At 40.3% G+C, this 2,164-nt stretch carries 3 protein-coding genes; all 3 read right to left on the bottom strand.

Translation table 11 applies throughout. The features are described from left to right. Positions 1–466: 466 nt before the first annotated feature. The gene (locus H5202_RS24410; protein WP_336244827.1) at positions 467–886 is read right to left on the bottom strand and encodes an IS66 family transposase zinc-finger binding domain-containing protein; all 420 of its coding nucleotides are present in this window, start codon (positions 884–886) and stop codon (positions 467–469) included. Positions 887–928: 42 nt separating this feature from the next. Next, complete coding sequence (locus tag H5202_RS24405; RefSeq protein WP_259397420.1) at positions 929–1,096, bottom strand: hypothetical protein; 168 nt, start codon at positions 1,094–1,096, stop codon at positions 929–931. A gap of 744 nt (positions 1,097–1,840) precedes the next feature. Further along, on the bottom strand, positions 1,841–2,164 hold a 324-nt coding region (locus tag H5202_RS21050; RefSeq protein WP_182773777.1), incomplete at its 5' end, for a ZIP family metal transporter.

The raw sequence follows: 2,164 nt of genomic DNA, 5'->3' as shown, positions 1-2,164 counted from the left end.
ACACCACACTCCAGCAACTGATTTTGCATAAATCTAGCACCTTATAGAAGGGTTCAGTGCAAACAATCCTTTCCACAAAGCTTCCTAACCAACAATTCCTGTTCGCTTACTATTGTGCCACCCGCCTAATTTGGTAAGAACATAATATGACCAGTAAAGTGAAGGTGCTTAATTTGTACGTTTAGCGAACTACACTTATTTGTTAACATTCCAAGGCAACAAGCTATCGATATCAGGCTCTAGTTAGCGCAGTTCATCAAGACACGCACAGACGTAATCAAATGGAATTAGGCCATTTACCTTTGCCATTTCCACAATACTGTAAAGTGTGGCACTCGCATGTGCACCGTTGGGCGTTTGGCTAAATAACCAATTCTTAGATTATGCTGATACGAACATAAGCGTAATGATGTACAGTTACCCATCACGTGCGATTAACACCATAAGGCACTGATTAACAATAGTTTTATAGTGCAAGTGTTTCTCGTGACCAGAGGTTTTCTAAGAAGACGAGTATGTCTTCACTTTTAACCTTGATAATCGGTCTTGTGCCCGCTGGCACTGACTCTTGTTTAATATTGGCCTTAGTGCTTTTTGTCTCGCAATGCTTGCAGCTGTATTTTAATCTAACATGCTCAATCACGCTGATTTGTGCCGGAATAAACTTAAGTTTCTCGCTGCTATCTTGTCCCATTAACGCCAGCTGATGTCCACAGTAATCAAATTGTTTATCTTCATCACTAATATCATGGATGATGACTTCTCGCGACAAGTCTTTAGGCAATAATTTACGCTTGGCCCATTGTTTAAGTGATACTGACACATCAGCATCAGCCATTAATTCAACTGGCTCATCTACCGTGACTTCAGCTTCGTTAAATAACACACTTTGCTAATCATGGCTTTCACTGTTGGTCCCGAAACGCTGTTATTGTGCGATTCGAAATGGCTCAAGTAACCGCCGCACCGAGTGTTTACATTCAGCGATTTCAGCATCTCTCAACTCGATAGTATTGTCTTTAGCCGCCAGCTTCTCAAGCAATAATTGCGTAAGTAAATCAACGTCTTTGGGTAGGTTGTCAGGGCTTAATTTCATGGTGTAATTATACCAAAACGCTCCTTGGATAAGGGCGAAACAATGATCTAATGATGAAAAACAGCCTTCACAATTGTGATTAATTAACTGTAATTCAAGCCACTAACGTGTTGATGCCCCAATACATCAAAGCTAGGCAGCAGCCAATGAAACTGTTGTGCAGATATACGCTGGTAAGTTATTGAAACATCAACATGCTTCTAGACCTTTTGAAATCTCCAGCAAGTCGCTTGCAGGCAACGAGCAGGGAAAAGTCCATAAACCTGTTTGATGTTGAAACCAATAGTTTGCCCTTAAGTAGTCGGTTTGCCTGGGCTGCCATACTGTCGGCGTGGCCACCATGGCCTTAACAAACGCCGCAATCTTTGGAGTGCTAGTATTAACAATACTGATTTTTGTGAGCATAAAAGACACTGGTGCAGAGCTTATGTTGACGACTGAAGGCTGTAATTGTTAAGCCGCTGGCAGACAATTATTTTATCAAATCAGCCCAATCTTCATGTAAACGTTTAGGCATATTAACGCCTGATATAATAGCCAGTCGTTAAGATAGGGGGATTAATAAGAGCAGCCGAAGACGTACTTGCTCAGACGCTTACAAGTTAACGATAGTTTGTATTGATTTAGCAATCTTCAATTACCATTTTAAAAAGGTAAATAAAGCGTAGCATATTGTTTAGCGAAAGAATTATGGGTGCCACATTTAACAAAATCACATAATTTAAATACGGACCAACAATGAAATCAACCTTTTGATAACACAATTATAATAGCGACCAAGATTCCGCCACCCAATGCAACAAAACTGTATTTTTTGTGTTCTTGTTCAGCTTTAGGTAAGAGATGTGTTGCACCCACATAAATTAGCGCACCCGCTGACACGGACAACAACGCACCTAACATTGGTTTATCTATTTGACTGATGAGTGGAAATGAGAAAAGCATACCTAGCGGGGTGGTTAATGCGGCTGCAAAAAAAGAAAGTATCATCGCTTGTCGTTCACTGAACCCTCCTTTTACTAATAAGAGATAAGTAATTATGCCTTCTGGAAATTCATGTAAAACCAT

The organism is Shewanella sp. SG41-4, assembly GCF_014164505.1.
Lineage (GTDB): Bacteria > Pseudomonadota > Gammaproteobacteria > Enterobacterales > Shewanellaceae > Shewanella.
This window is presented reverse-complemented; position numbering and strand designations above follow the sequence as displayed.